Genomic DNA, 21442 nt, shown 5'->3' with positions numbered 1-21442 from the left:
CGATTCGCTCGATGACAGCTTCCCCGGCCGGGTATCGACGCTGATGCGGCGGTGTACCGAGATTCCGGTGGAGGCGTGGCGGTCGCGCCGGCGATATACGCCGGTTCTGTGGGAATTCCGGACGCGGCGGGCCGGGTGACGCCCGAATACGCCCGGCGGGCGGCGCTGTCGACCGTCGCGGACAGCGTGATGATCGGGCGGGCGAGCATGGCGCGAGCCGCGACCGATCGGACTGCCGGTGCCGGCCGAGTACCTTGCCCGCACCGTGGTCCGCCCGATGGCGCCGGCCGGTTCCGCGGCCAGGGACGGCAGGCTGCGCCTGCCGGTACTTGTCCACAGGATGCGGTTGTCCACAGGTTCGGTGCCTGCCCAGGTCACCGGCCCGCACTACACCGTGCACTCGCCGATGCTGGGCGGGTGGCACACAACACGGCGCTCGGCGCACAAGGGGAGGAACTGGCGGCGCAGTATCTGCAGGCCGCCGGCATGGAGATCGTCTGCCGGAACTGGCGCTGCCGGTACGGCGAACTGGATCTGATCGTCCGCGATGCGGGCGTCACCGCTTTCGTAGAGGTGAAGACGAGGTCGGGTCTGGGGTACGGCATACCGGCCGAAGCCGTCACCTATGAAAAGCAGCGGCGGATCCGCAGACTGGCACTGCTCTGGCTCACCGAACAGGACGGGCCGTGGCAGCGCATCCGGTTCGATGTGGTCTCCGTCCTGCTGTCGCGGACGGCCGAACCCGTCATCGAGCACCTCGAGGCGGTGTTCTGATGCCACTCGGCCGGGCGTGCTCGATCGCCGTCCGAGGGATCGACGGACAGGTCGTGGAGATCGAGGCCGATATCGGGCAGGGGTTGCCGTCGGTCCACTTGGTCGGCCTGCCGGATACGTCGCTGCAGGAATCGCGCGACCGGGTTCGGGCGGCCGTGGCCAACACCGGCGAGAAATGGCCCGATGGGCGGGTGATCCTGGCGCTCTCCCCGGCGACGCTACCGAAGGTCGGTTCGGTGTACGACCTGGCGCTGGCCGTCGCCGTGCTGGACGCGGCCGATATCGTGCCGTCCGCCAAACTCGCCGGTACGGTGCTGCTCGGCGAACTGGCGCTCGACGGCCGGCTGCGGCGGGTCCGGGGGATCCTGCCCGCAGTGCTCGCGGCCCGGCGGGCGGGCCGGAAAACCGTGATCGTGCCCGAGGAAGTGTTGTGCGAGGCAGGTCTTGTCGCGGGCATCCGGGTCCTGGGGGCGCCCACATTGCGCGCCGCCCTCGATTGGTTACGCGGGGAACGGGAGCTTGCGGAATCACCGGCCCTGCCGCCGCATCAGGCATCTCCGGTGGGTGATCTGCGCGATGTCGCGGGGCAGCACGAGGCACGGTGGGCGCTGGAGGTCGCCGCGGCCGGTGGGCATCATCTGCTGTTGACCGGTTCGCCCGGTATCGGGAAAACAATGCTCGCGCAACGGCTGCCGGGTGTGCTACCCCCGCTGTCGGATAACGAGGCGCTGGAGGTCACTGCCATCCATTCGGTGGCCGGCACCCTTTCCGAGGAACAGCCGCTGATCACCACACCGCCGTTCGTCGCACCCCATCATTCGACTTCGGTGAGTGCCATGGTCGGCGGCGGGTCGGGTTCGGCCCGGCCAGGTGCCGTCAGCCGTGCCCACCGAGGTGTGCTGTTCCTGGACGAATGCGCCGAAATCGGCGCCAAGGTGCTGGAGGCGATGCGCACGCCGCTGGAGGAGGGCGAGGTCCGGATCGCCCGCCGCGACGGGGTCGCGCGGTTTCCGGCCCGGTTCCAGCTCATCCTGGCCGCGAACCCCTGCCCCTGTGCCCCTGCCCGCGATGTGGACTGTATCTGCGCGCCGCTGGCGCGGCGCCGGTTCCTCGGCAAACTGTCCGGTCCGCTGATGGACCGGATCGATATCTGGATGCAGATGCATCCGATGTCGACCGCCGGGCTGGCGGCCGCGGAGTCCGAGGACAGCGCGACAGTCCGAACCAGAGTCACGGCCGCCCGCGCGGCCGCGGCCGCCCGCTGGCGCGAATTCGGCTGGCGGACCAACGGCGAAGTGCCGGGCCATGTCCTCCGTCGGCAGTTCCCGCTACCCGCCGACTCCACGGCACCGGTGGAAGCGGCGTTGCGGCTGGGGCGGATCTCGGCACGAGGAGCCGACCGCGCACTCCGGGTCGCGTGGACGGTGTGTGATCTGCGCGGCGGTGACGTGCCCACCGCACACGACGTCATGCAGGCGCTCAACTTCCGGCAGCGGGGAACACAGTGACGGCCGGAGAGCCCGGACCGCCGGCGGCGCAGGGGGCCGCCGGCGAGTCCGGCCGCCGGCAACTCGCCTGGGCCTATCTGTCCCGGGTGGTGCTGGGCCCGTGCCCGGCGCTCACCGCATTGATCGAATCGGTCGGCGTGGTGGAAGCAGCTCGAGCCGTCCGGGAACGGGAACTACCGCAGGTTCTGCGCGCCGCGACGGCGGCACGTCGTGCGGAAGATCTGGCGGCCCGAGATCTGGAAACCATGGGCGGACTGGGCGGCCGGCTGGTCACCCCCGACGATCCGGAATGGCCGGCCTGGCGCATGCTGGGCTTATCGCAACTACCGCCCGGACGTGATCCCGACGGTGCGGTGCCTCTCGTGCTCTGGGTGCGCGGAACCCGCAACCTGGCCGAGCTGACCGAACGGTCGCTGGCGGTGGTCGGTGCCCGGTGCAGTACCGGATACGGCGATCGGGCCGCCGGTGCGCTGGCCGGGGACCTCGCGGCCCGCGGCTGGACCATTGTCTCCGGTGCGGCCTTCGGTATCGACGGTATGGCCCACCGCGCGGCGCTAGCGGTCGGTGGCGCGACCCTCGCCGTCCTGGCCTGCGGCGTGGACCGGCCCTATCCCGCCCAGCACGATCGACTACTCGACCGGATCGCCGAAATCGGTCTGGTGGTCAGCGAATATCCGCCGGGTACCACTGCACGTAAACACCATTTCCTGGCGCGGAATCGGCTCATCGCGGCTCTGTCCGATGGTGTGCTCGTGGTCGAAGCGGGGGTGCGTAGCGGTGCGCGCAATACGGTGAAATGGGCTCGCCGTATCGGCCGGCCCGCCATGGCGGTACCCGGGTCGGTGGATTCCGCGGCCTCCGCGGGCTGCCACCGGATGATTCGTGAGGGGGAAGCAACGCTGGTCGGCAGCGTGGACGAGGTGCTGGCCGATGCCGCACCGCTGCATCTACCGTCGGCCGGTGCGCCGGAACCACCGGCCGCGCACCGGCTCACCGCCGCGCAGTCGTCGGTGTACGCAGCGTTGCCCGGTACCGGCGGACGCTGGCCACACGAATTGGGTACCGCCACCGGATTGGCCATAGCGGAAGTCCGCGCCGCATTGGCGGCCCTGGACCTCGCCGGGCTCGCCGGTAGCGCCGGGTCGGGCTGGTACCGGTTGCGCGGCGGACCGCACCCAACCGCCGAGCAGGCACCGGGCAGCGGTGCGGTACAGGGATTCGCATTGCCCGAGTGATTCGAGCAGGCAGCGGGCGAAGGATGCTCAGGCAGGTTCGGGGCACGTTGCGCGCACCGGGTGCGGACCACGATGCAGCATCCGCTGCGGTTGCAGCCGGTGAGCGATGGTGATCGGTAACGGCGCGTGGGGTTGCGGACCCGGGCGCCGCGGGCAACGGTGTGGTGGTGGCGGAACTACCCGAGGACCTGGAAGCCTTGCTGAGCGAATACGAGAGATATCTGGAACTCGGACGTAACCGGTCGGCGCATACCGTGCGCGCCTACCTCGGCGATATCCGGTCGCTGCTGCGGCATCTGCTCGGACAGTCTGCCGATGCTTCGCTACGCGAACTCGATCTGACCACCCTGCGGTCGTGGCTGGCGGCGCACGCGGAACAGGGCGCCGCGCGTACGAGCATGGCGCGACGCGCCTCCGCGGCCCGGGCGTTCACCGCGTGGCTCACCCATACCGGTCGGCTGGAACGCGATCCCGGCCTGCGTCTGGCCGCACCCAAGCCGCATCGCAGCCTGCCCGCGGTGCTGGGTCAGGAACAGGCCGCGCGGATCATGTCTGCGGTGGAATCGGGTGCGGCCCAGCACGACCCGATGGCATTACGCGACCGGCTCATCATCGAACTGCTCTATGCCACCGGTATCCGGGTCAGCGAGCTGTGCGGCCTCGATATCGACGATGTGGACCGCGAACGCCGGGTGGTGCGCGTACTCGGTAAAGGGCGCAAGGAACGATCCGCGCCGTTCGGGCTGCCCGCCGACCGTGCGGTACACAACTGGCTCAACCACGGCCGGCCGATGCTGGCCACCCCGGATTCCGGTCGCGCCCTGTTGCTGGGCCGGCGCGGCCGGCGCCTGGACCAGCGCCAAGCCCGGACCGTCGTGCACGCGGCGATATCCGCCGTGCCCGGCGTCGCGGATATGGGTCCGCACGGGCTCCGGCATACGGCGGCCACGCATCTGCTCGAAGGCGGTGCCGACCTTCGGGTGGTGCAGGAATTACTGGGCCACGCCAGCCTGGCCACCACTCAGCTCTACACCCACGTATCCATCGAACGTCTCCGCGCAGCACACGACCAAGCGCATCCCCGGGCGTGAGAGACAGCCGATCGTCTCGACACCACGTGCGGCGGCGATCGGCCGGACCGGCGAATCCGCTGATGACCTGCGCGCCCATGAAGGTAAAGCCCGGTAGCCCGATCTCCAGGCCGATCAGCGGGCCCCGAACTCCGGATGTACTCGTCCAACGAGGTGATAGCGGTCGACGTAAGCGAGGGGGATCGATGCGGGAAATGGTTTCGATCTGCGCAATGCGCCGGCAGCCGAAGCCTGGGCCGTCTCCGATGAACGCGCGCTTTCCGATCTCGGCCGGATATACCGGAAACGGCGCGTGGACGTGGACTCGTGTACAGCGCGGCGTTTACGCTGTCCAGCGGATCCGTTCAGCTGGGCCCGTATGCGGATCGGGAGGTGAGCGTGCAGACCGCTGACAGCGCGAATACTCGATGAGCCCGATACCGGGCGAGACCGGTGAGCCGGGCGTCGATGAGACACCGGAACCTGCCGTGGCACCGATCGATTACCGGTTCACTCTCGCCAACGAACGCACATTCCTGTCGTGGATTCGTACCGCACTCGGGTTGCTTGCCGGTGGTGTCGCCGTGCACACCGTGGTGGTGGAGCAGTGGCCATCGGACTTCCGTTCCGCGCTGGCAGTGAGCTGCCTGGTGCTGTCGCTGGTGGTGGCGGTCGGTGCCTTCCTGCACTGGCGCCGCATCCGGTCGGCCATGGACGAGGGCCGGCCCCTGCCCGGCACGGTGCTCGTCCCCGTACTTTCCGCGGGAACCGCGTTCGTGGCGGTACTCGCCTGCGTGGCAGTACTGCTGCACTGAGGTATGCCGATGCCCGATCCCACCGAAATCCGATTGGCCGCGGAACGGACCGCACTGTCGTGGCGGCGCACATGCCTGGGCACGGTGGCCGTCGCACTGCTGCTGCTCCGCTCGGTACTCCAGGCCGGCTGGGATACCGCCGCCCTGGCGCCCGGTATCGCCGGCCTCGTCCTGCTCGCCGTCGCCGGGCTGGGTTACCGGCGCAATCTGCGGCTGCACCGAGGTGCGGGCGGCTCCGGCTCGACGAGTATCCGGTGGACGACCGTGGCTGTGGTCGTCGCCGCGGCCGTCACCGTCGGGTTCACGCTGGTCACCCCGGCCGCCGGCTAACGCATTCGGAGTACAGGTGCCTACCGCACCGCATAGCTCCGGGTCCTGTTCATCGGACCTTCGGAAGCAGCCGGAGCTGTCCGGCTCCGCACCATGCTCACTACCGCGACGAAGGCGCACGACCGGCGTCCGGCCGATGCGTCTTTCCGCGTTCGGTCACCGGCCCGGGAGCACCGGTTTCAGGCGGATAGGGGCCAGGCGCAGCAGGCCGAGTGGATCCAGATACTCCCGTTTCGCCCTGCCGCTGTGCTCGCGGCGCACACCCCAATGCAGACAAGCCGTCGCGCATCCCGCGTGCCCGGCTTCGAGGGCACCGATCGCCGTATCGCGGGTGACGCGGCTACCGACCGTGACCGTCGCCGTCACCGGTTCATAGGTCGTCCGCAGGTCTCCTTCGTGACGTATCGATACCACCGGCCGACCGGCCACTTCGCCGGCGAAGACCACGATTCCCGGACCGGCCGCGTAAACAGGCTGGCCCGGTGTCCCGGCGAGATCGACGCCGCGATGCCCGGGCAGCCAGTCCTGCTCCGGTGGGTCGAAGGCTCGTTCGATGGCCGGCCGTGGCCGCAGCGGCCAGGTGAACGGCTTGTCGGGGCCTGCTGCGGCCGTGCCTGTGGAGATCAACGCCATCAGCGGAACCATGAGCGCCGCGAAGGGCCCCACGTAGGGCCGGGCGTACCCCCTCCGTACGCCCGGCCCGGCGGCGCTCCTACGTCCGGCCATTCGGCCACGGACAGGGTGGCGGAGCGATCTTCGGTGCGAGCCGGATCAGTGTGCGCAGCAGCTCGCCCAATGCCGGAACGACCGTGCAGGCCGACCCGGACGCAGAACCGGCCCCGAACTCGGCGGACCCGGACCAGGGCGCAGATTCGGACCGGGACCCGGATCTCGAAGCAGAACCCGATCCGCCGCATACGGCGACCGAGGCCGGGGTGGCGGGACCGACACCTGAGGTCGCCGCCGGATTCGGTCGGTGCCCTGTCCGGCCGAGAGCCGGGGCAGCTGCCACGTCGGCAGATCTCGGCGCCGCCTCCCCAGGAGAGACGGGAGATTTCCGGGCCGGCATACCCACCAGGAGGTGATGAGTGCCGTCAGCGGCCGGTGCAGTGATCGCCGCTGTAACCGGCCGAGCGCGATCGGCCGAAGTATCCGGAAGCGGGGCATTCGCGTGTGGTGCCCTCGTCCGGCCGTTGCCGTCCGCGGTATTTCCGGTATGCGACTGCGCGAGCACCGAGGACTCGCCGGAGTAGGCGGCGGCTGTTGCTCCCGGCCCCAGCGGGAACGCGATGAGCACCGTGGTGAATGCGGCACCGAGCAGTACGTCCCACCGCCGGCGCCCCACTACGGAGCGACGGTGCCGAGCCCGCACGGAAACCGAACGGGTGGTCACCTGTCTGCTTCCCACAGCCATCACCCGTGTCTCCGGGAGTCTCCCGTCACTGCGCAGTCGTAGGTGCCTGACAGCGGGGGCGTCCGTGTGACCTCGCCCTTTCGGTGTCGGAGCTGTTGCCGAGGAGGACCACCGATATCCGAGCCCCCGTAGTCCGCACGGCCGGGTGACGTCGCCCGACCCCGCCGCGCTCGGATATCGGCCGGAGCGGCTCCGCGCGCCGATGTGGTCTTCCGGGACACCACGCCGGATCGGGTTCCGGACCGGCGAACGCCGGAATCGCCGACCGGGTGCGAGCCGCGACGGTATGTCCACGAGCGGCTGCGTGCCACCGGGCGGCAGCGCGGGAGACCGGCGCCCTGGGTTCGCGCGCTGCGATCCGACGGCGCCGGCCGGTACGGGGACACGGTCGTGTTCCGTGGGGCGTGAGGCGCCGTGCGCAATCCGGCGTTCGTAACGCCGGGCCCGCCGTTCGATATCGCCGGTTCCCGCGGCGACCGGCTCCGAAATTCCGGGACCCGCGACCTGCACCGTGGTGCCCGTACCGGTCTCGGCAGCCGCCCGGCCCGCGTTCCGGACCGGATGATTCGCCCCGGACGCCGTGGCTTCGCTCCGAGCACGAGCGGATGCTGTGGCAGAAATGTTTCGGTGGTGTGCACCAGCGGGAACCGGGAGAAACCATGAGTCCCGGGATCGCTGCGCAGCGCTCGACCCGGCCTCGCATGCCCGCGGCTCGGGCTCGTTGCCGGCCGTATCGGCGACGGACGATGTCGGTGTGTCGACGAGCCGATCGGTGCTCGTCGTCCGGTGGCTGTCGGTACACCACGGTCGGCGTGCGAATCGCGGGGCCGGACCGTGCCGGGTGCGCGCGGTGTGGCCGGGGATGCCGGCGTCGCCGCGCAGCGCCCGCTGCGCTCGGGTGTTCGCTGCCGGCGGTTCCGGCGGTCTTCGCGGCCACGGTGGCAGCGATCCGCCGCTGCCCGCGGTTCGTGGCATGACCGGCCGGTCACGTGGTGCGATATAGGGCCAGCTCCGTGGAGCGGGCGGGAGCCCGGCGGAGGGGTCGAGGGTGTGGTCGATGCTGTGGTGACGGCTCATACGCTCAGCGTGCCTGCGGTGGATTCCGGCCGGAACCCGCAAATCCGGCACCTGTGGATAAACCGTCACTTGTGAATAAATCCCATTTCGAAAGACCTGCCCGCGCCTCGTCGGAGGCACCCGTGCGACCGGCCGATTTCCGATTCTCGCAGCGCACGCCGTAAACTGGCCGAGCGGTCTGTGGTCGCAGGTTTCTGCGTGACACCGACCGACTTCGCGCACCACCGTGCTTGTTCATCACGGCGCTGCCCACCACGCGCTCCCCATGGAGCCGACGGCCGGCGGCGCGATTCCGGAACAGGGGACGTCTCGGCTGGTCCCGATCGACGATCGGGTCCGAGTGTTCTGTGGTGCCAGGGCAGCAGGCCGCCGGCTTGCTGCGACAACCGGCAACGAAAGAGAGATACGAGAGCAATGGCTGTCGTAACCATGAAGCAGCTGCTCGACAGCGGCGCGCATTTCGGGCACCAGACCCGTCGCTGGAACCCGAAGATGAAGCGGTTCATCTTCACCGACCGCAACGGCATCTACATCATCGATCTGCAGCAGACGCTGACCTACATCGACAAGGCCTACGAATTCGTCAAGGAGACCGTCGCGCACGGCGGCACCGTCCTGTTCGTCGGCACCAAGAAGCAGGCCCAGGAATCCATCGCGGCCGAGGCCACCCGGGTCGGTATGCCCTATGTGAACCAGCGCTGGCTGGGCGGCATGCTCACCAACTTCTCCACCGTGCACAAGCGCCTGCAGCGCCTCAAGGAGCTCGAGGCCATGGAGCAGACCGGTGGTTTCGAAGGTCGCACCAAGAAGGAAATCCTCATGCTCACGCGTGAGATGAACAAACTGGACCGCACCCTCGGCGGTATCCGCGATATGCAGAAGGTGCCCTCGGCCATCTGGGTTGTCGACACCAACAAAGAGCACATCGCCGTCGGCGAGGCCCGCAAGCTGAACATCCCGGTCATCGCGATCCTGGACACCAACTGCGATCCCGACCTCGTCGACTACCCGATCCCGGGTAACGACGACGCGATCCGTTCCGCCGCGCTGCTCACCAAGGTCGTCGCCTCCGCGGTGGCCGAGGGTGTGCAGGCCCGGGCCGGCCGTTCCGGCGGCGACGACAAGCCCGAGGCCGGCGCGGAGCCGCTGCCGGAGTGGGAGCAGGAGCTGCTGGCGCAGGCCGCGCCCGGCGCCGAGACCCCGGCCGAGGCGCCCGCGGAGACTCCGGCCGAGGCCTGAGTCGTCACCCCGTGTTCGGCCGGCGCTCACCGCCCACCGCCGAGGTGAGCGCCACCGAACCCGAATTTCCACAGCGGTGGTCACGGCTGTACGAGTCGTGGCCACCGCTGACCGGTACCTGACTTTCTCGAAGGAGGCTCGCCCCCGATGGCGAACTACACCGCCGCTGACGTGAAGCGGCTGCGGGAGCTCACCGGCTCCGGAATGATGGACTGCAAGAACGCGCTGGCCGAAACCGACGGCGATTTCGACAAGGCCGTGGAATTGCTGCGCATCAAGGGCGCCAAGGATGTCGGCAAACGGGCCGAGCGCACCACCGCCGAGGGCCTGGTCATCGCCAAGGACGGCGTGATGGTCGAGATCAACTCCGAAACCGACTTCGTCGCCAAGAACGCGGAGTTCCAGGAGCTGGCCGACAGGATCGTCACCGCCGCCGCGGCCGCCGAACCGGCCGATGTGGATGCTCTCAAGGCAGTGGCCCTCGACGGCTCGACTGTCGACGAGGCACTGCAGGCGCTGGCCGCCAAGATCGGCGAGAAACTGGAACTGCGTCGTGTCGTCTCCCTCGACGGCCCGGTCGCCACCTACCTGCACAAGCGGGCCTCGGATCTGCCGCCGGCCGTCGGTGTGCTCGTCGAGTACACCGGTTCCGGCGATGCTGCCGCCGAGGCCGCCCGTGGCGCCGCCATGCAGATCGCCGCGCTCAAGGCCAAGTACGTCACCCGTGACGAGGTGCCGGCCGATATCGTCGAGAACGAGCGCCGCATCGCGGAGCAGACCGCCCGCGAAGAAGGTAAGCCCGAGGCTGCGCTGCCCAAGATCACCGAGGGTCGCGTGAACGGCTTCTTCAAGGACGTCGTACTGCTCGAGCAGGCGTCGGTCACCGATAACAAGAAGACCGTGAAGGCTCTGCTGGACGAGGCCGGTGTCACCGTCACCCGGTTCGCCCGGTTCGAGGTCGGCCAGGCCTGATCCGCTTCGTACAGACCCCCGTCGCATACGCTGCGGCGGGGGTCTGCTGCTGAGCGGGCTCTTTCCGGGCTCGGCCGCCCCGTCGTATCGGCGCCGAGCGGCGTAGGGCAGGATAGAAGCCGCCCTGTGCTGCCTATGCCACATAGCCGCGCCCCGCGCCCGGGCCAGTCGGAAGCGGACGGCACCGGTTCCCCGGCGGCCCCGCACCATGAACGCTATCTACCGCACCGCCGATCGCCGAAGGAGACGCCAGCCGATGACGCACCCCGGGACCGACCGCCCAGGATATCGCCGGGTACTGCTGAAACTGGGTGGTGAGATGTTCGGCGGCGGCACGGTGGGGCTGGATCCCGATATGGTGCAGACCGTCGCGGAGCAGATCGCCGAGGTCGTTTCCACCGGGGTGCAGGTGGCAGTGGTGATCGGCGGTGGGAACTTCTTCCGCGGTGCCGAACTCGAGGAGCGTGGTCTCGAACGCGCCCGGTCGGATTACATGGGCATGCTCGGCACGGTGATGAACAGTCTGGCGCTGCAGGATTTCCTGCAGAAACAGGGCGTGGACACCAGGGTGCAGACCGCCATCACGATGGGCCAGGTCGCCGAACCCTACCTGCCGTTGCGCGCCAAGCGGCATCTGGAGAAGGGACGTGTGGTGATCTTCGGTGCCGGGATGGGGATGCCCTACTTCTCGACCGACACCACCGCCGCCCAGCGGGCGCTGGAGATCGGCGCCGAGGTCGTGCTCATGGCCAAAGCCGTCGACGGGGTATTCGATGCCGATCCACGGTTGGATCCGGACGCCAGCATGTTCCACGAGATCACGCACAAGGAAGCCATCGAACGCGATCTGAAGGTCGCCGATTCGACGGCGTTCAGTTTGTGCATGGACAACCAGATGCCGATGCTGGTGTTCAATTTGTTGACCAAGGGCAATATCGCCCGGGCGGTGGCCGGTGAGAAGATCGGCACATTGGTTCGATCCTGATACCGCGGGCCCGCGGGTCATGACGATGACGACGCAGTGGAGGAACGGTCGTGATTGAAGAAGCGCTCTTCGACGCCGAGGAGAAGATGGAAAAGGCCGTCTCGGTGGCGAAGGACGATCTAGGCAGCATCCGGACCGGGCGCGCGAACCCGGGGATGTTCTCGCGGGTCGTGGTCGACTACTACGGATCGCCGACCCCGATCACCCAGATGTCGAGTATCACCGTCCCGGAGCCGCGGATGGTGGTGGTGAAGCCGTACGAGCAGGCGCAGCTGGGGCCGATCGAAACCGCGATCCGCAATTCCGATCTGGGCGTGAACCCGACCAACAACGGCGATATCCTGCGGATCTCTATCCCGCAGCTCACCGAGGAGCGGCGCCGCGAACTGGTCAAACAGGCCAAGCAGAAGGGCGAGGACGCCAAGGTCTCGATCCGCAATGTGCGTCGCAAGGCCATGGACGAACTGGGCCGGATCCAGAAGGACGGCGAAGCCGGTGAGGACGAAGTCGGCCGGGCCGAGAAGGAACTGGACAAGACCACGGCCAGATATGTCGGTCAGATCGACGAGCTGGTGAAACACAAGGAATCCGAACTGCTCGAGGTCTGACCCGGCGTTCTCCGATGTGTTCGCCGCCGCGGCGATGGTGTAGCTTGCGCAGGCATATCGGGTGGTGTGGTCGCGTATTGTCCGTGCTCGGCACGAGCGGTGGGTGCCGTACGGAAGCGGTGTCGTAGCGATACCGCAACGGTGATCCGGCGGGCCGATGGCCCGGGGATTGACGCACAATGAGAACAGCGGAGCGGCGACGCCCGCTTCGGGTGGGAACGAACGGAACGACGACGAGTTGAGCGACGGGACAATCGTGGCCGAGAAAGCCGCCGCGACCGGTGCGGCCCGACCGCAGCCGCCGGCCGAGGGCATATCCGAATCGACATCGGCGCCGGCCGGTGCGTCCGCAGACGCGCAGGCGGCCGGTACGCCCTCCGGTGCCGTGCCCACCGATCTGCCCGCCGGCGCTGTGTCCTCTGGTGCGCCGGCCGGCGGGGCGGCGGCCGCACCCGGGGGTCCCGGGTCCTCCGGTACGCACGCGGGCGCTGATCCGGCCGGGGCATCCACCGGCGCTGTGCCGGCCGGTACCTCCTCCGATGCGGGGCCCGCGAGCAATGCACCCGCGGACCCGGCGACGCGGCGGTCCCGCGCCGGGCGCAACCTTCCGGCGGCGCTCGCTGTCGGTTTGACCCTCGGTATCTCCTGTATCGCGGTCCTGCTGTTCGTACCCAAGGTGTTCATCGGCGTCGCCGGCGTCGCGGTCGGAATCGCCACCTGGGAGGTGGCCAAACGACTCCGCGAGGCGGATGTGCTGGTGCCTCGCACGCCGCTGATCGCCGGTGGTCAAGCGGCATTCTGGCTGGGCTGGCCGTTCGGGGCGAGCGGGGTGGTCGGTGCTTTCGCGGCGACGGTCCTGGTCTGTATGGTGTGGCGGCTGTTCGACCACGGCCTCAACACGGCGCCACGTAACTTCCTGCGCGATACCGCAATCACGGTGTTCACGCTGGCGTGGATTCCGCTGCTGGCCTCCTTCGCGGTCCTGCTGCTCCTGGAGGATCCCGACGGCAATCTGCGGGTGCTGACCTTCATGATCCTGGTGGTGTGCTCCGATGTGGGTGGCTACGTGGCAGGTGTGCTGTTCGGCCGCCACCCCATGGTCCCCTCGATCAGCCCCAAGAAATCCTGGGAGGGATTCTGTGGGTCGCTGGTGTTCGCGATCATCGGCGGACTGCTCACCGTGACACTGTTGTTGGAAGCCAACTCGATGATCGGGGTGGTGCTCGGCGTGGGACTGGTGGTCGTCGCGACCCTGGGCGATCTGATCGAATCGCAGATCAAACGAGAACTCGGCATCAAGGATATGGGCACGATGCTGCCCGGACACGGCGGCATCATGGACCGGCTCGATTCCATGCTGCCGTCGGCCTTTGTGTCCTGGCTGGTCCTCAGCACTCTGATCTGAGACCGCGGGCCGTCACTTCTTGTGCACCGCGCGGCGCAACTGCATGATCCGGACACCGCCGACCAGGGCCATGACGAGGGCGCCCGCGATCACCGAGAGCAGGATCGTCACGCCCAGGGGCAGCGAGAAGTTCCAGAAGAGCATTTCGACATCCGCGCTCTCCGAGTTCTGGATGATGAAGATGAGCAGGATGATGCCGAGGATGGCCGCGATGATGAGGGCGATCCAGGCATTTCCTACCCGGGAACTGCCCGCGGCCTTGCGGCGGCCGGGCTTACCGGTTCCTTTCCGGACGGTGGGGGCGGGCTTTCCACCCAGGGGTTCGGTCGCCGGTCCGCCCGGAGGCTGCGCGCCGGGCACCGCACCGGGTTCTGGAGTTCGGTCATCAGAGGTCGCCATACGTCGATGATTGCCGACAGCTATCGCCCGCGCATGGATTTCCGGCCCGCCCGTCGAACGTGCCGCCGGCCGCACCACTTCCTGATGGACGGCTTGTCGCTGGTCACATCGAGCGAGATGCCACACTGGTAGGACTATGACCGCCCCCTTGCCCTTGGTTTTCGACGCACCCCGCCGCGGGATGCCGCCCCGCCACCTCGCCGATCTCGACGCCGAGGGGCGCCGCGCCGCCATGGCGGAACTGGGTCTGCCGAAGTTCCGGGCCGACCAGATCGCCCGCCAGTACTACGGCCGGCTCCAGGCCGACCCCGCCGCGATGACCGATCTACCCGCCGCCGTGCGGGACACGATCGCCGGGGCGCTCTTCCCACCGCTGCTGACCCCGGTACGGCATATCGCCTGCGATTCGGGGGAGACCCGTAAGACGCTGTGGCGCGCCGGTGACGGCACCTTGCTGGAGAGCGTGCTCATGCGCTATCCGGACCGTGCCACCCTGTGTATTTCCAGCCAGGCCGGTTGCGGTATGGCCTGTCCGTTCTGCGCCACGGGCCAGGGCGGGCTGAACCGCAACCTGTCCACCGCCGAAATCGTCGACCAGGTCCGCGCCGCCGCCGCCGACCTGCGCGACGGTGCGGTACCGGGCGGGGCCGGGCGCCTGTCGAATATCGTGTTCATGGGCATGGGAGAGCCGCTGGCGAACTACAAGCGGGTGGTGAACGCCGTCCGCCGGATCACCTCGGCCGCCCCGGACGGCCTCGGGATCTCACAGCGCAACGTGGTGGTCTCCACCGTGGGCTTGGCCCCCGCTATTCGCAAACTCGCCGACGAGGGCCTTTCGGTGACGCTGGCCGTCTCCCTGCACACCCCCGACGACGAACTCCGCGACACCCTGGTCCCGGTGAACAACCGGTGGCCGGTGGCGGAGGTCCTCGCCGCCGCCCGCTACTACGCCGACAAGACCGGCCGCCGCATCTCGGTGGAATATGCGCTGATCCGCGATATCAACGATCACCCCTGGCGGGCGGATATGCTGGGCGCGAAACTGCACAAGGCGCTCGGGTCGCGCGTGCATGTGAACGTCATCCCGCTCAATCCGACACCGGGCAGCAAATGGGATGCCAGCCCGAAGCCGGTCGAACGCGAATTCGTGCGCCGAGTCGAGGCGCAGGGCGTTCCGTGCACGGTGCGCGATACCCGCGGCCAGGAAATCGCGGCTGCCTGCGGGCAGCTGGCCGCCGAGGGCTGAGCACCGGCTGACCGTCAGCCCTGAGTGCGGCCACCTGGCGGATTCACCGGAAGTAGGAGTGTGTATGGCCGACCGGGTGGTCGTCGTGGTCGGTGCGGGGATCGTTGGATTGGCGGTGGCCAGGGAGATCGGCCTCCGCCGGCCGGGGGACCGAGTTGTGGTGCTGGAGAAGGAAGACCGGGTGGCCGTGCACCAGACCGGGCACAACTCGGGGGTGGTACATGCCGGGATCTATTACCAGCCGGGCAGTTTGAAGGCTGTGCTGTGCGCGCGGGGGCGGGCGATGATGCGCGACTACTGTGCCGAGCGGGGTGTGGCGTACGAGGAATGCGGCAAGCTCGTCATCGCCGTGGACGACGAGGAAATGGCTCGTCTCGATGCCCTGGAGGCGCGGGCGGGACATAACGCGGTGCCCGGGCTGCGTCGAGTCGATGCGGCCGGTATTCGCGATATCGAGCCGTTCGCGGAAGGTATCGCGGCGCTGTACTCACCGCATACCGCGATCACCGATTTCCGCCGAGTGGCCGAGGCTTTCGCGGCAGATGTTGTGGCGGCCGGCGGTGAGGTCAGGACCACCTGCGCGGTGGACCGGATCACCCGGACGGCTTCGGGTATCGAAATCGGTGTGGGAGAGCAGGTTCTGCATGCCGATCAGGTGGTTCTCTGCGCCGGATTACAGGCGGATACGGTGGCGGGTCTGGTGGGTGGCGACCCCGCACCGCGCATTGTCCCTTTCCGTGGGGAGTACATGGATGTGCTGCCGGAGAAACGGGACCTCGTACGCGGGCTCGTCTATCCGGTCCCTGATCCGCGGTATCCGTTTCTGGGCGTGCATTTCACTCGGCGGGTATCGGGGACCGTCGAGGTCGGGCCGAATGCGGTCCTGGCCTTCGCGCGAGAGGGATATCGGCAGACCGATTTCGAACCCCGGGATATGGCGAGAACGCTGGCCTGGCCCGGCTTCCGGCGGTTGGCGCGGCAGCATTGGCGCACCGGGCTCGAGGAAATGTACGGCTCGGTATCCACAGCCGCGTATATGCGGAAGGCGCAGCGCTACATTCCCGCCATCGGGCCCGCGGATGTGGTGCGCGGGGGAGCGGGTGTTCGCGCGCAGGCCCTCGACGCCGACGGCACCCTGGTCGACGATTTCCGGATCGACCGCCTCGGCCCCGTCACCGCCGTCCGCAACGCGCCGTCGCCGGCGGCGACCTCCTCGCTGGCGATCGCCGAATACGTGGTGGACGTGATCGACGGGAAGGGCGAAGGCGCACTGCGCTGACGCGTTCGCCGGGATGGGATGCCGTTATTGTCCCTCGAGCAGGTACCGCAGGTAGTGCTGCGGTCTGGCAAGGAACTCCCGGGTGACGGCGACCGGAACGGCCTGATCGAATTCAACGGTATCGATGGAACCGTCTTCGTCGAATTGGTAGATCGTTGCGCCCGGAACGGCAAGCAGAACAGGGGAATGGGTGGCCACGACGAACTGGGATCCGTCGGCCACCAATTCGGAAATCCGTGCCAGGACAGTCATGCAGCCGCGGGCGGACAGCGCGGCTTCGGGTTCGTCCATGAGATAGAGGCCGCCGGGAACGAAGCGATGTCGGATGAGGTCGACGAACGATTCGCCGTGGGAACGGCTGTGCGGGGAGCCCCCGATCGCCGCGAGTTGTTCCGGTCCGAGTCGTTCGCTTTCGGTGGCTACGTTGTAGAAAGATTCGGCGCGCAGGAAAAAGCGGCTGCGGGGTTTGTGGATGCCCCAGCGCAGGACCAGATGCTCACCCAGCTCCGACTCGGTGGCGCGGGTGGCGAACCGGTAGTTCTGACTGCCACCTTCTGGGTTGAGACCGGCGGCCACCGCGATCGCCTCGAGTAGCGTCGATTTGCCGCTACCGTTCTCACCGACCAGGAACGTTACTCCCGGCGACAGCAACAGCTCGCCGGACCGTGCCAGGTGGCGCACCGCGGGCAGATCGAACGGGTAGCCGGTCGATTCGGCGGTGGAGTCGAGCCGGACGGCCCGGAGGTAATGCCCGGGCCCGGATGCGCGCCGCATGCGGCGATGCTAACCGAGCCTCGGGGCCGAGCCGGCCGTCAGGGGAAGAGGTTGATCGGGTTGACGATGTCGGCGGCCAGGGTGAGCAGCATGTACGCCCCGCCGATGACGACGGCGACGTAGGTGAGGGGGAGCAGCTTCAGGTAGTCGACCGGTGCGCCGGGCGCGAGACCCTTCCAGCCGCGGAAGGTGTTGCGGATCTTCTCGTACAGCACCACCGCGATATGGCCGCCGTCGAGCGGGAGCAGCGGCAGAATGTTGAACGCGCCGAGGAAGAAGTTCAGGCTCGCCAGCACCAGGATGAACATATTCCAGTAGCCGCGTTCGGCGGTTTCGCCGCCGATCTTGCTGGCGCCGTACACACTGACGGGAGTATCCGCGTCGCGTTCGCCGCCGGTCACCGCGTCCCACAGCGAGACGACCTTGGCCGGCATCTGGGCCAGCGATTGGAAGGTGCGGATGAACATATCCCCGGTGAACGCCGCCGACGCGGGAATCGCGCCGAGAACGTCGTACTGGACCGGTTCGTAGAATTCCTGGCCTACCCCGACCACACCGACTTCCCGGCCCGGACCGCCCTCGCTGGGGTAGCGCATCGTCTGCTCGGGCACGACCTCGATATCCAGCGTCTGCCCGCCGCGTTCGACGGTGTAGGTGAACGGGCCGTCCTGCTGCTGGGTGAGGGTCTGGAATTCCTTCCACGTGTCCACGGGCTCGCCGTCGACCGCGGTCACCACATCGCCGCGTTGCAGGCCGGCGCGCTGCGCGGGGCCTTCGCCGGTGCAGGTGCCGACGGTCCCGTCGGGATTCTGCGGCGCGACGCAGCTCATATCGCCGAGGGTGGTTTCGGGCGGCTGGTTCAGGTTGGGCAGCCCCCAGCCGACCGCCAGCACGACGATGAGGATGAACCCGAGCAGGAAGTTCATCGCGATACCGCCGGACATCACGACCAGGCGTTTCCAGGTGGCCTGCCGGTACATGGCACGGTCGAGTTCCTCGGGTTCGAGTTCGTCGAGCGCGGTCATTCCGGCGATATCACAGAAACCACCGAGCGGCAGCCATTTGACCCCGTATTCGGTTTCCCCGCGGCGGAAAGAGAACATTTTCGGGCCGAAACCGATGTAATACCGGCGGACCTTCATTCCGGTCGCCTGCGCGGTCCACATATGCCCGCATTCGTGCAATGCGATCGAAATCGTGATGCCGAGGGCGAACAGCACGAACCCCAACACGAACAGCATGTGGTCTACAGCCCTCCTGCGGTGCGCAGATCATTTCTCCCGGCCCGCACGGAGACCGGAGCGGCCGCGAGCACGTGTCCACAGTAACCGCCCGCGTGCCCGGCCTCGACCATCTGGGACATGGATTACCGGTGTACCAGTGTGCGGGCGCGGTCACGAGCCCATTCGTCGGCCGCCAGAACCTCGGCGAGTTCGCCCGGTTCGGCGCGCCACTGTCCCGCGTCGCGGACCACGCGGGACACGGTGTGCACGATCTCCGGGAACCGGATCCGCTCGTCGAGAAATGCCTGTACCGCGACCTCGTTCGCCGCGTTGTAGACCGCGGTCACGCAACCACCTGCAGTACCGGCTTCCCGGGCCAGTTCCACGGCTGGGAACACCGCGTCGTCTACCGGCTCGAACGTCCAGGTGGCCGCAGTACCGAAATCGCACGGCGTGGCCGCGCCGGGGACCCGGTCCGGCCAGCCCAGCGCCAGGGCGATGGGCAGTTTCATATCCGGCGGGCTGGCCTGCGCGAGGGTGGACCCGTCGGTGAAGGTGACCATGGAATGCACGATGGACTGCGGGTGCACGGTGACCTCGATCCGGTCGTACGGAATGCCGAACAGCAGATGGGTTTCGATCAACTCCAGGCCCTTGTTCACCAGCGAGGCCGAGTTCAATGTGTTCATCGGGCCCATCGACCAGGTGGGATGGGTTTTCGCCTCGGCAGGGTTCACGCCGTCCAGCATTTCGGTGGTCCAACCCCGGAACGGGCCACCGGAGGCGGTGAGAACCAGTTTGTCGACCTCCTCGGCGCGTCCGCCGCGCAGACACTGGGCCAGCGCCGAATGTTCGGAATCGACCGGGACGATCTGGCCGGGCCGGGCCGCCCGGGTGACCAGCGAACCGCCGGCCACCAGTGATTCCTTGTTCGCCAGTGCCAGCGTGGCCCCCGAATCCAGCGCCGCCAGGGTGGGTTCCAGGCCGAGCGAACCGACGAGCGCGTTGAGTACGACATCTGCCTCGGTGCTGCGGACGAGTTCGGTCGCCGCGCCGGCGCCCGCGAACGGCACTCCCAGCCGGGCCGCGGCCGCGGGGTCGGCGACTGCCACGTTGGTGGTGCCGGTGGCGGCCATCTGCGCGGACAGCAGTTCGGTGTTCCCGCCGCCCGCGGCGAGGCCGACGATTTCGAATCTGTCGGGGTTGGCGGCGATCACCTCGAGCGCCTGGGTGCCGATGGAACCGGTGCTGCCGAGCAGGAGAACTCTGCGGAGATCTGACACCCGCCCATTGTCGCCGACCCCGCCCCTGCTGGCTACGACGGGCGGTCGTATGCCACGATAACGGGCAGTATCCGTTCTCTCGAGGAGGAGCGATCGTGGCCGCCACGGACGTCGAACCCGCCACTGACCAGCACGTCACCACGGTGGACCCTGCTGAGGTTCCGTCGGCGGCATGGGGTTGGAGCGGTGAATCGCGCAAGACCTTCCGGGTGGCCGCGGTGATCGTGATCATCGCGCTGCTCGGCATGCTGATCGGCAATCACTCCGGCCAGGTCGAGAACCTGTACCTGATCGGGTTCGCGGCCGCACTCGCCGCAATCCTGATCTACGACGTGATCTATCGCCGCAAACCGCGTTGAACTGCGGGTTCGCCCATAAGGTCGACCGTGCCGGGCGTCGCCGGGGTTACTCCTGGATGACGTCTCGGTGCCGGTTGCCGGTGTAGTCCATGTCTCGGCGGCGCGTCGCCGCGGCGGGACTAGACTCGGCACCGACCGGCCGGACCAGGACGAAAGTAGGCAGCCGAAAGTGACCAGCACAGTCGGATTGGGGATGCCGACCGCACCGGCAGCGGTGCTCGCGCCGCGGCGCAAGACCCGTCAGCTGATGGTGGGTGGTGTCGGTGTGGGCAGTGACCACCCGATCTCCGTGCAGTCGATGACGACGACCAAAACGCACGATGTGAACGCGACCCTGCAGCAGATCGCCGAACTCACCGCATCGGGCTGCGATATCGTGCGGGTGGCGTGCCCACGGCAGGAAGATGCCGATGCGCTGCCCATCATCGCGAAGAAATCCCAGATCCCGGTGATCGCCGATATCCATTTCCAGCCGCGCTATATCTTCGCCGCCATCGACGCGGGTTGCGCGGCCGTGCGGGTGAACCCGGGCAACATCAAAGAGTTCGACGGGCGGGTGAAAGAGGTCGCCAAGGCGGCCGGGGACGCAGGTATCCCGATCCGGATCGGTGTGAACGCCGGATCCCTCGACAAGCGGATGATGCTCAAATACGGCAAGGCCACCCCGGAGGCGCTGGTGGAGTCGGCGCTGTGGGAGGCGAGCCTGTTCGAGGAGTACGGGTTCGGCGATATCAAGATCTCGGTCAAACACAACGATCCCGTGGTGATGGTCGAGGCGTACCGGCAGCTGGCCGCGCAGAGCGACTATCCGCTGCATCTCGGTGTGACCGAGGCAGGTCCGGCCTTCCAGGGCACCGTGAAATCCGCGGTCGCGTTCGGTGCCCTGCTGAGCGAGGGGATCGGCGACACCATCCGGGTTTCGTTGTCCGCGCCGCCGGCCGAGGAGGTCAAGGTCGGCGGCCAGATCCTGCAATCGCTGAACCTGCGCCCCCGCAAACTGGAAATCGTGTCCTGTCCGTCCTGTGGGCGTGCGCAGGTCGACGTGTACACCCTGGCCGACGAGGTCACCGCCGGCCTCGACGGCCTGGAGGTACCGCTGCGGGTCGCGGTCATGGGTTGTGTGGTCAACGGTCCGGGCGAGGCCCGCGAAGCCGACCTGGGTGTTGCCTCCGGCAACGGCAAGGGGCAGATCTTCGTCAAGGGCGAGGTCGTCAAGACGGTGCCCGAGGCGCAGATCGTGGAAACTCTGATCGAGGAAGCCATGCGGATCGCCGAGGAGATGGGTGCGGACGCCGGCACCGGTGAACCGGTCGTCAGCGTGGGCTGACAGCGCCCAGGCATGCGGGCGCGGGGTGGCCGGCCGCCAAAACCCCGGCCCCCGGGGGGCCCCCCCGGCCCCCCGGTGGGGGGTTAGGGATAGCGGGGGCGGCCGGGGATGGGGGGGGGG

At 68.2% G+C, this 21442-nt stretch carries 19 protein-coding genes and 1 pseudogene; 15 read left to right on the top strand and 5 right to left on the bottom strand.

Annotated features, from left to right (window positions below; translation table 11 throughout):
• Nucleotides 1–417 precede the first annotated feature (417 nt).
• The 6 genes from QH195_RS25540 (at nucleotide 418) to QH195_RS25515 (ending at nucleotide 5732) form a co-directional block, all read left to right on the top strand.
• Nucleotides 418–774: a YraN family protein gene (locus QH195_RS25540; RefSeq protein WP_280437293.1), complete on the top strand. Its 357-nt coding sequence runs from the start codon at nucleotides 418–420 to the stop codon at nucleotides 772–774.
• Complete coding sequence (locus QH195_RS25535) at nucleotides 774–2282, top strand: YifB family Mg chelatase-like AAA ATPase (protein WP_280437292.1); 1509 nt, start codon at nucleotides 774–776, stop codon at nucleotides 2280–2282. Before QH195_RS25540 ends, QH195_RS25535 begins: the two co-directional genes overlap by 1 nt.
• Nucleotides 2279–3517 (top strand): DNA-processing protein DprA, encoded by a 1239-nt coding sequence (gene dprA, locus QH195_RS25530; RefSeq protein ID WP_280437291.1) that lies wholly within the window; start codon nucleotides 2279–2281, stop codon nucleotides 3515–3517. The genes QH195_RS25535 and dprA overlap by 4 nt, the downstream gene beginning before the upstream one ends.
• 167 nt (nucleotides 3518–3684) lie before the next feature.
• The gene (locus QH195_RS25525; protein ID WP_280437290.1) at nucleotides 3685–4608 is read left to right on the top strand and encodes a tyrosine-type recombinase/integrase; all 924 of its coding nucleotides are present in this window, start codon (nucleotides 3685–3687) and stop codon (nucleotides 4606–4608) included.
• 407 nt (nucleotides 4609–5015) lie between these two features.
• On the top strand, nucleotides 5016–5402 hold the full coding sequence (locus tag QH195_RS25520) for a YidH family protein (RefSeq protein ID WP_280422873.1): 387 nt from the start codon (nucleotides 5016–5018) through the stop codon (nucleotides 5400–5402).
• Between the two features lie 9 nt (nucleotides 5403–5411).
• Nucleotides 5412–5732, top strand: coding sequence for a DUF202 domain-containing protein (locus QH195_RS25515; protein WP_280437289.1), 321 nt, complete (start codon nucleotides 5412–5414; stop codon nucleotides 5730–5732).
• Between the two features lie 156 nt (nucleotides 5733–5888).
• Here the strand turns inward: QH195_RS25515 and QH195_RS25510 are convergent, their stop codons facing one another.
• Nucleotides 5889–6377, bottom strand: coding sequence for a M23 family metallopeptidase (locus QH195_RS25510; RefSeq protein ID WP_280489801.1), 489 nt, complete (start codon nucleotides 6375–6377; stop codon nucleotides 5889–5891).
• Nucleotides 6378–8637: 2260 nt separating this feature from the next.
• Here QH195_RS25510 and rpsB point away from each other — a divergent pair.
• From rpsB to QH195_RS25485, 5 genes are all read left to right on the top strand, one after another.
• Nucleotides 8638–9462, top strand: coding sequence for a 30S ribosomal protein S2 (gene rpsB, locus QH195_RS25505; RefSeq protein ID WP_195054710.1), 825 nt, complete (start codon nucleotides 8638–8640; stop codon nucleotides 9460–9462).
• 147 nt (nucleotides 9463–9609) lie between these two features.
• Nucleotides 9610–10434, top strand: coding sequence for a translation elongation factor Ts (gene tsf, locus QH195_RS25500; RefSeq protein ID WP_280437287.1), 825 nt, complete (start codon nucleotides 9610–9612; stop codon nucleotides 10432–10434).
• A 256-nt stretch (nucleotides 10435–10690) separates the two neighbouring features.
• Nucleotides 10691–11419: a UMP kinase gene (pyrH, locus tag QH195_RS25495; protein ID WP_280419750.1), complete on the top strand. Its 729-nt coding sequence runs from the start codon at nucleotides 10691–10693 to the stop codon at nucleotides 11417–11419.
• Between the two features lie 50 nt (nucleotides 11420–11469).
• Complete coding sequence (frr, locus tag QH195_RS25490; RefSeq protein WP_280419749.1) at nucleotides 11470–12027, top strand: ribosome recycling factor; 558 nt, start codon at nucleotides 11470–11472, stop codon at nucleotides 12025–12027.
• A gap of 517 nt (nucleotides 12028–12544) precedes the next feature.
• Nucleotides 12545–13432 (top strand): phosphatidate cytidylyltransferase, encoded by an 888-nt coding sequence (locus tag QH195_RS25485; RefSeq protein ID WP_280419752.1) that lies wholly within the window; start codon nucleotides 12545–12547, stop codon nucleotides 13430–13432.
• 12 nt (nucleotides 13433–13444) lie between these two features.
• Here QH195_RS25485 and QH195_RS25480 read toward each other — a convergent pair whose 3' ends face one another.
• Nucleotides 13445–13831 (bottom strand): LapA family protein, encoded by a 387-nt coding sequence (locus tag QH195_RS25480; RefSeq protein ID WP_280419748.1) that lies wholly within the window; start codon nucleotides 13829–13831, stop codon nucleotides 13445–13447.
• Between the two features lie 136 nt (nucleotides 13832–13967).
• On the opposite strand from QH195_RS25480, the gene rlmN reads away from it, so the two are divergent.
• Together rlmN and lhgO are read left to right on the top strand one after the other, a co-directional pair.
• Nucleotides 13968–15077: a 23S rRNA (adenine(2503)-C(2))-methyltransferase RlmN gene (gene rlmN, locus QH195_RS25475; protein WP_280419747.1), complete on the top strand. Its 1110-nt coding sequence runs from the start codon at nucleotides 13968–13970 to the stop codon at nucleotides 15075–15077.
• Nucleotides 15078–15141: 64 nt separating this feature from the next.
• Nucleotides 15142–16356, top strand: a complete 1215-nt coding sequence (gene lhgO, locus QH195_RS25470) for an L-2-hydroxyglutarate oxidase (RefSeq protein ID WP_280437286.1) — start codon at nucleotides 15142–15144, stop codon at nucleotides 16354–16356.
• Between the two features lie 24 nt (nucleotides 16357–16380).
• On the opposite strand, the pseudogene QH195_RS25465 reads toward lhgO, so the two are convergent.
• From QH195_RS25465 to dxr, 3 genes and pseudogenes are all read right to left on the bottom strand, one after another.
• Nucleotides 16381–17028 (bottom strand): annotated as a pseudogene (locus tag QH195_RS25465) (AAA family ATPase); the annotation flags it as partial.
• A 140-nt stretch (nucleotides 17029–17168) separates the two neighbouring features.
• The gene (locus QH195_RS25460; RefSeq protein ID WP_280419744.1) at nucleotides 17169–18371 is read right to left on the bottom strand and encodes a M50 family metallopeptidase; all 1203 of its coding nucleotides are present in this window, start codon (nucleotides 18369–18371) and stop codon (nucleotides 17169–17171) included.
• A 125-nt stretch (nucleotides 18372–18496) separates the two neighbouring features.
• Nucleotides 18497–19636: a 1-deoxy-D-xylulose-5-phosphate reductoisomerase gene (gene dxr / locus QH195_RS25455; RefSeq protein ID WP_280437285.1), complete on the bottom strand. Its 1140-nt coding sequence runs from the start codon at nucleotides 19634–19636 to the stop codon at nucleotides 18497–18499.
• 95 nt (nucleotides 19637–19731) lie between these two features.
• Here dxr and QH195_RS25450 point away from each other — a divergent pair, with 95 nt between their 5' ends.
• Nucleotides 19732–19995: a DUF2631 domain-containing protein gene (locus QH195_RS25450; RefSeq protein WP_280419742.1), complete on the top strand. Its 264-nt coding sequence runs from the start codon at nucleotides 19732–19734 to the stop codon at nucleotides 19993–19995.
• Nucleotides 19996–20164: 169 nt separating this feature from the next.
• Entirely contained in the window at nucleotides 20165–21322 is a 1158-nt protein-coding gene (gene ispG, locus QH195_RS25445; protein WP_280419741.1) for a flavodoxin-dependent (E)-4-hydroxy-3-methylbut-2-enyl-diphosphate synthase, read from the top strand.
• Nucleotides 21323–21442 lie beyond the last annotated feature (120 nt).

This window comes from Nocardia carnea (assembly GCF_029868855.1).
In the GTDB taxonomy this organism is placed as follows: Bacteria; Actinomycetota; Actinomycetes; order Mycobacteriales; family Mycobacteriaceae; genus Nocardia; species Nocardia carnea_A.
Note: the sequence above shows the minus strand (reverse complement) of the source record. Positions and strands in the feature narration are given on the sequence as shown.

Excerpts from the sequence above, each read along its gene's own strand:
- QH195_RS25520 (WP_280422873.1), top strand. The coding sequence starts at position 5,016 with ATGAGCCCGATACCGGGCGAGACCGGTGAGCCGGGCGTCGATGAGACA.
- QH195_RS25460 (WP_280419744.1), bottom strand. The coding sequence starts at position 18,371 with ATGCTGTTCGTGTTGGGGTTCGTGCTGTTCGCCCTCGGCATCACGATT.
- QH195_RS25535 (WP_280437292.1), top strand. The coding sequence starts at position 774 with ATGCCACTCGGCCGGGCGTGCTCGATCGCCGTCCGAGGGATCGACGGA.
- QH195_RS25510 (WP_280489801.1), bottom strand. The coding sequence starts at position 6,377 with ATGGTTCCGCTGATGGCGTTGATCTCCACAGGCACGGCCGCAGCAGGC.
- tsf (WP_280437287.1), top strand. The coding sequence starts at position 9,610 with ATGGCGAACTACACCGCCGCTGACGTGAAGCGGCTGCGGGAGCTCACC.
- pyrH (WP_280419750.1), top strand. The coding sequence starts at position 10,691 with ATGACGCACCCCGGGACCGACCGCCCAGGATATCGCCGGGTACTGCTG.
- QH195_RS25515 (WP_280437289.1), top strand. The coding sequence starts at position 5,412 with ATGCCCGATCCCACCGAAATCCGATTGGCCGCGGAACGGACCGCACTG.
- rpsB (WP_195054710.1), top strand. The coding sequence starts at position 8,638 with ATGGCTGTCGTAACCATGAAGCAGCTGCTCGACAGCGGCGCGCATTTC.
- rlmN (WP_280419747.1), top strand. The coding sequence starts at position 13,968 with ATGACCGCCCCCTTGCCCTTGGTTTTCGACGCACCCCGCCGCGGGATG.
- lhgO (WP_280437286.1), top strand. The coding sequence starts at position 15,142 with ATGGCCGACCGGGTGGTCGTCGTGGTCGGTGCGGGGATCGTTGGATTG.
- QH195_RS25480 (WP_280419748.1), bottom strand. The coding sequence starts at position 13,831 with ATGGCGACCTCTGATGACCGAACTCCAGAACCCGGTGCGGTGCCCGGC.